Source organism: Micromonospora sicca (assembly GCF_003172935.1).
In the GTDB taxonomy this organism is placed as follows: Bacteria; Actinomycetota; Actinomycetes; order Mycobacteriales; family Micromonosporaceae; genus Micromonospora; species Micromonospora sicca.
In genome coordinates, this window is record NZ_QGKS01000137.1 from 1 (window position 1) to 6,299 (window position 6,299).

The 6,299-nt window shown below is 76.7% G+C and carries 4 protein-coding genes and 1 pseudogene; 4 read left to right on the top strand and 1 reads right to left on the bottom strand.

The window, feature by feature from the left end:
• The 3 genes from DKT69_RS06495 to DKT69_RS06505 form a co-directional block, all read left to right on the top strand.
• The coding region (locus tag DKT69_RS06495; protein ID WP_148668968.1) for a multicopper oxidase domain-containing protein at positions 1 to 2,869 on the top strand (2,869 nt) is incomplete at its 5' end.
• A 58-nt stretch (positions 2,870 to 2,927) separates the two neighbouring features.
• Positions 2,928 to 3,395: a hypothetical protein gene (locus tag DKT69_RS06500; protein ID WP_109800670.1), complete on the top strand. Its 468-nt coding sequence runs from the start codon at positions 2,928 to 2,930 to the stop codon at positions 3,393 to 3,395.
• Positions 3,396 to 3,400: 5 nt separating this feature from the next.
• A complete protein-coding gene (locus tag DKT69_RS06505) occupies positions 3,401 to 5,311 on the top strand; it encodes a copper resistance CopC family protein (protein ID WP_146230995.1) in 1,911 nt (636 codons plus the stop codon).
• Between the two features lie 48 nt (positions 5,312 to 5,359).
• Here DKT69_RS06505 and DKT69_RS06510 read toward each other — a convergent pair whose 3' ends face one another.
• On the bottom strand, positions 5,360 to 5,818 hold the full coding sequence (locus DKT69_RS06510) for a hypothetical protein (protein WP_109800672.1): 459 nt from the start codon (positions 5,816 to 5,818) through the stop codon (positions 5,360 to 5,362).
• 158 nt (positions 5,819 to 5,976) lie between these two features.
• Here DKT69_RS06510 and DKT69_RS06515 point away from each other — a divergent pair.
• Positions 5,977 to 6,299: pseudogene (locus tag DKT69_RS06515) on the top strand (D-alanyl-D-alanine carboxypeptidase); the annotation flags it as partial.

Below are 6,299 nucleotides of genomic sequence, written 5' to 3' on the forward strand. Positions count from 1 at the left end.
GGCCGGCGCGGCGCCGGCCACGTTCGCCGGCCCGCCCGGCCCGCCGCAGGGCGTGCTGCCGCAGACCGGCTGCCAGCTCTCCGCTGGCACGGCCAGCTGCGACCTGTGGGCGAAGCCGGGCACGGTGGTGCTGCCCGGCGCCGCCGCCCCGGTGCCGATCTGGGGCTTCGCGTCGACCGACGCGGCGCCGGCCACCCTGCCCGGGCCGGTGCTGGTGGTCGACCAGGGCCAGGCGGTCACCATCACCGTGCACAACGGACTCGCCGACAACCTGGCGCTGGCGCTGCCCGCGGTCACCGGGCTGGTTCCGGACCGTACCGGCGCCGCCCCCGGCGGCACCCGCAGCTACACCTTCACCGCCGCCCGGCCCGGCACCTACCTGTACGAGGCCGGCCACACCGCACTCGGCGCCCGCCAGGTCGCGATGGGCCTGGTCGGCGCGCTGGTGGTCCGCGCCCCCGCGGTCGGCGGGCGGCCCAGCGGGTACGGCGACGCCGCCTCGGTCTACGACGACGAGGCGGTGCTGGTGCTCACCGAGGTCGACCCGGCCTTCAACGCCGCGCCGTCGACCTACGACATGCGCTCCTACGCGCCGAAGTACCGCCTGATCAACGGCAAGGCGTTCCCGGAGACCGACGTGATCGCCACCGACGTCAACCGGCGGGTGCTGCTGCGCTACGTGGCCGCCGGGGTGCAGCCGCACCCGATGACGCTGCTCGGCCTCGACCAGTCGGACGTCGGCCAGGACGCCCGCCCGGCCGCGTACCCGGAGGCGGCGGTGACCCTGCCGCTGCAGCCAGGTCAGGCGGTCGACGCGGTGGTGGCCGTGCCGGCCGGGCCGGACGGGCGGCGGTTCGCCCTGCTGGAGTCCGGCGGGCAGCTCAACAACGCCGGCCAGCGCTACGGGTCCACGATCACCGGGGTCAGCCCGCAGCAGGCCTTCGGCGGCATGCTGACCTTCCTGGACACCAACCCGCCGCCGGTCAGCGGCGACCACGTCGGACCGACCGCCGCGAACGTGCGGGCCGCCCCGAACCCGGCCAGCGTCCTGGACGCCGTCACCGTCACCGCCGACTTCACCGACGCGGGCAACGGCAATTCGGTGGTGGACCGGGCCGAGGCGGTCGTCGACGACCTGCGGGTGGCCGAGGGGACGAGCATCCCGTTCACCGCCGCCGGCTTCGGCGCCGGCCCGACCGTCACCGGGGCCACCGCCGCGATCCCGGCCGCGCTGCTCACCACCCTGACGCAGGGCCGGCACACCGTCTACGTCCGCGGTCACGACGCCGCCGGGAACTGGGGCGTGGTCGGCAGCACCACGCTGAACCTCGCCGTCACCGGCGCGGTCACCACCGGGGTGACGCTGACCCCGAACCCGACCGCCGGCACCGGCGACATCGCCCTCTCGGCCAGCGGCGACGACAGCGGCCTCGGCGGCACGGTCACCGGCGCGGAGTACTTCGTCGACACCACCGGGGCTGACGGCGCGGGCACCGCGCTGACCCTGGCCAGTCCCGGCGCGGCGGTCACCGCCGAGTCGGGCGTCATCCCCGCGGTGGTGGCCGCCGCCCTCGCCGAGGGGCGGCACACCGTGCTGGTGCACACCCGGGATTCGTTCAACCTCTGGGGCCCGTACGCCGCCGCCGACCTGGTGGTGGACCGGACGGTGCCGACCCTGCTCTCCGGCGCCGTGGAGCCCGCCGCCACCAACGGCAGCACCGGGTCGGCCTCCGACCCGACCGACCTGCGGATCAACGCCGCGTTCACCGACCCGGCCGGCGCCGGCGTGCGTTCCACCGTCGCCGCAGCGGAGGGCTTCCTGGACGTCGGCGGCGCCGACGGGACGGGCTTCACCTTCGTCGCCCTCGACGGCTCGTTCAACGGCGCCACCGAGAACACCTACGGGCTGCTGCCGCTGACCGAGCTGACCGGGGTCGCCGACGGCACGCACCAGGTGCTGGTCCACGCCCGCGACGCGGCCGGCAACTGGGGGCCGCTCACCGCGGTCACCTTCGTCCTCGACCGGACCGGGCCGGTGATCGGGGCGGTCACCGCCACCCCGAACCCGACCGCCCGCGCGGCGTCGCTCACGCTGACCGCCACCGCGACGGACGCGCTCTCGGCGGTCACCGCCGCCGAGTGGTACGAGGGCGCCGACCCGGGTGTCGGCAAGGGCCGCGCCATGACGGTCAGCGGAACCGCCCTGTCCACCACGATCGCCCTGAACGGGTTCAGCCGCGGCAGCCACACGCTGCGGGTCCGGGCCCGGGACGCGCTCGGTAACTGGGGCGCGGCCGGCTCGGTGACGGTCAGCGTCGACCCGCCCAACGCGATCTTCGCCGACGCGTTCACCGGCGGCACCGGCGCCTGGTCGCAGGTCGTCGGCACGGTCTCCGCCGGCTCCGGGCAACTGGTCGCCGGCACGGTCGGGTACGTGGTGGACGCCACCCCGGTCGGCGAGCGCACCTTCCACGCGAAGTTCGACGTCACCCTCGGCACGTTCAACCCGCAGACCGCGACGGTCACCGTCTACCAGGCCCGCAACGCCTCCGGCGGGGCCCTGGCGGTGGTGCAGTACCGGCGCAGCAACGGCATCAACCAGTTCCGGCTGGGGCTGCTCCGGCCGGCCGGCTGGGCGTACACCGGCTGGGTGGCGGCCTCCGGCGGGACGGTCCGCCTCGATTGGGCCTCGGCCACCGCGGGCTCGGCCACGCTGAAGGTCGGCGCGGTCACCGTGGGGACGCTGACCGGCGACACCAGCGGCTACCCGGTGGAGTCGGCGGCCCTGGGCCTGGTGGCCCGGACCGCCACCACCAGCGGCTCGCTGAGCTTCGACAACTACGCCTCCACCCGCTACACCGCACCCTGACGTCGCTCGGGGGCCGGGCGCCGGCCCGGCCCCCACCGTCCACCGAGGAGTCCAGACGATGGTCGCGATCCCGTTCCGCCTCTCGCGTCGCCACGCCGGCCGGGCGGTGCTCCTGCTGCTCGTCGTCGCGCTGGTCGCGGTGTCGATCGTCCGCTTCGGCGGGTACGCCTCGGCCCGGCAGGGCTACGCCGTCCCGCACGACGGTCAGTTGGAGGCCACCCTCGGCGTCCGCTTCACCCAGGCCGCCGTCGTCGGCGACGGCGGCCTGGTGGAGCTGCGCTACGTCGTGCTCGACACGCAGAAGGCCTCCGCCTTCCAGAACGACACGAAACATCCGCCCCGGCTGCGCAACGAGCGCTCCGGCAAGCTGGCCTGGCGGGCGGCGCTGATGAAGCAGGGCCACGAGCTGCGCCCCGGGCAGAGCTACTACCTGCTCTACCTGAACAACGGCGGCGCCATCAAGCGCGGCGACAAGATCGAGATCACCTCGGGGCCGCGCCGGCTGGCCCACGTCCCGGTCCGGTGACCCCGGTGCGCCGACTCGCCCGGGTCCTCGCCGTCCTCGCCCTCGCGGGCTTGACCGTGCCGGTCGGGTCCGCGCCGGCGCAGGCGCACGCGTACCTGGCCCGCAGCGCGCCCGCCGACGGCGCGGTGCTCGACCGGGCGCCCGAGACGCTGACCCTCTCCTTCACCGAGCACGTGGAGCTCTCCGCCGCCCGGATCACCCTGACGGACGGCGATGGCCGGCAGTGGGCGGTGACCCGGCTGGTCCTGCGGGACGCCGACGGCGCGCCGGCCGCCGAGGACGCCGACAGCGAGGAGCCGGTGACGCTGGTCGCCGGCCTGCCCGCGTTGCCGGCGAACACGTACCACATCTCCTGGCGGACGCTCTCCTCCGACGATCTGCACACCACCAGCGGCACCCTGGTCTTCGGGGTGGGCCGGCAGGTCACCGCCGCCGGCACCGCCGGGCCGGTCGCCCCGGGCCCCCGGGAGACCGTGGCCCGCGCCCTCGGACTGCTCGGCCTCGCCGTCCTGCTCGGCGGCGCCGCCCTCGCCGTGCTGCACGGCCGGGCCGCGCGCCGCCCGGACCCGACGGCCGCCGTCGTCCGCCGCCGGCTGCTCACCGTCTCCGGGTACGCCGGCGTGGTCGCCCTGCTCGCCGCGCCGCTGCAACTGGCCATCCAGCTCTCCTGGGCGGGGGGCGACCGGTCGGGCCTGCTGTTCGACCAGCTCACCAGCGGCCGCTGGCTGCTGCGGGAACTTGGGGTGGCGGTGCTCCTCGCGGCCGTGCTCCGGGCCGCCCAACGGCCCGGGGCCGGCCCGCCGGCGACCGTCGTCTTCGGGGCGGTGGGGGCGCTCGCCGCGGCCGTGGGCAGCGCGCTGCTCGGGCATCCGATGGGCGGGCCGCTGCGCACCGCGCTGGTCGGCGGCGTGCACGTGCTGGCCGCCGGGGGCTGGGCCGGCGCGGTCCTCGCCACCGCCCTCGCCCTGCTGCCGGTGGTCCGGCGCACCCCCGACCGTGCGGTGCAGGTACGCGCGCTGCTGCGCGCCTTCGCCGCGCTCGCCGTAGGCTGCCTGACCCTGCTCGTGCTCACCGGGCTGCTGCTCGCCGGCCCCCAGGTGGTCACCGTGGATGCGCTGCTCGGCTCCCCGTACGGGCTGCTGCTGCTGGCCAAGGTGGCGGTGGCCGGCGCGGCCGGGCTGCTCGGTCTGCGTACCGCCCGGCGGCTGCGCCGGTCCGACCTGCCCCGTCGGGGCCTGCGCACGGAGGCGGCCCTGCTCGCGGTCGTCCTGGGGCTGGCCGGGGCGCTCGCCGCAGCGGGCCCCGCCCGGGGCCCCGCCTTCCCGGTGGCCGCGGCGGGCCGGGCGGTGCCGCAGGTCAGCGGCCAGGCCGCCGACCTCGTCGATACGGTGGCGATCCGCCCCAACCGGCCGGGCCGCAACATCGTCAGCATCACCGTCGGCGACACCCGCCGCCCGGCGCCCGCCCCGGTGACCGGCGTGTCGGTGCTGCTGATCGGGCCGAACGGGGAGCGGGCCGTGCACCCGGTCACCCGGACCGCCGACGGGTGGGTGGTCGCGGTCGACGACATCCGCACCCCCGGGCAGTGGCGGGTCGGGGTGACGGTGCTGCGCGACGGTCTCTCCCCGGTCAGCGACAGTCACGACTGGCTGGTGCCCGCCGGTGACCCGACCGGCGCGTCGGTACGCGTGTCGGCGGCGCCGCTGCGCCCCGTGCTCGACCGGACGGCCGGCCTGCTCGCGCTGCTCCTTGCCGCTGCCGCCGGGGCGCTGGCCGTACGGCGCCGCCGGCGGCGTCGGGCCGGCCCGGCCGTCGTGGGAGCGCCCCTGGTGCCCTCGCCCGCGCCGGAGGTCGATGATCCGGAGCCGGTGGGCGCGGGGGCAGGGTCCGGCCCGGGGCCGGCCGAACGTCCGTGAGCACCTGGCGCGGGCGGGGTCCCGTTTCGTCCGCGCCGGCCAGCCGGGTCAGCCGGTCCGGGTGAAGTCCGCGGTCCAGTTGGTCTCCCAGGTGTCGCCGCCGTCGACCGAGAAGGCCTGCTCCCACCGTGCGGTTGTGGCGGTGATGTCGGACCACAGGAACCGCACCACGATCGGGGTGCCTTCGTAGGTCTCCTCGGCGGTGAAGACGCCGCGGCCGTCCGGGCCGAACCGGCCGACGACCGGGGGCAGCGACAGACCGCTGCGGCTGCTGGCCCAGTACAACGACCACTCGTCGCGGGCCGGGTCGTGCAGGCGCAGGGTCACCCCGCTGAATCCCTGGGTGGGGAAGGTGACCTCGTCGACGTTCCCGGCGCCGCCCAGGACGCTCCAGCACCGGGTGACGCCGGGGAACTCGTACCACTCGTCGCAGCCGGTTAGCGCGGTCCGCAGCCGGCGCTGGGTGGACGTCCAGGTGCCGACGAACCAGTCGAAGGTGTTCTCCATGGCCGCACGCTAGGCCGGGGCCACTGACACCTGCTGTCAGTGGACCACGAGCGACGCCGGCCGGAGGAGCCGCGAAGCCTACCGCCCGCTCTCTCCCCCCGGGCGCGAACGGCGGAGGAGACGACCCGATCGTGACGGCGTGGCTACCGTGCGTGGGCATGAGAGGCCTGCCAGTCGCGTTGTCCGCCGCCCTGCTGCTGCCGATGTTGGACCTGCCGTCGGCTGCTGTCGCCGGTCCCCGCGCCGGGACGTCGACCGGCTGGACCGTCCGCGCCGCCGGGGCGGCGACCGCCGCGCCTGCGGTGCCCTGTCCCAACGTGCCGGCCCCGGCGACGCGGCCGCCGCAGCCACCGCCGCCCGCGGACCCCGCCGCCCGCGCCGTCGGCGGGTCGGCGCTCGCCACCGCCGGCCTGGTGGTGCCGCCGTCCGTGCCCGCCGCACCCGCGGTGACCGCCACGTCGTGGCTGGTCGCCGACCTGGA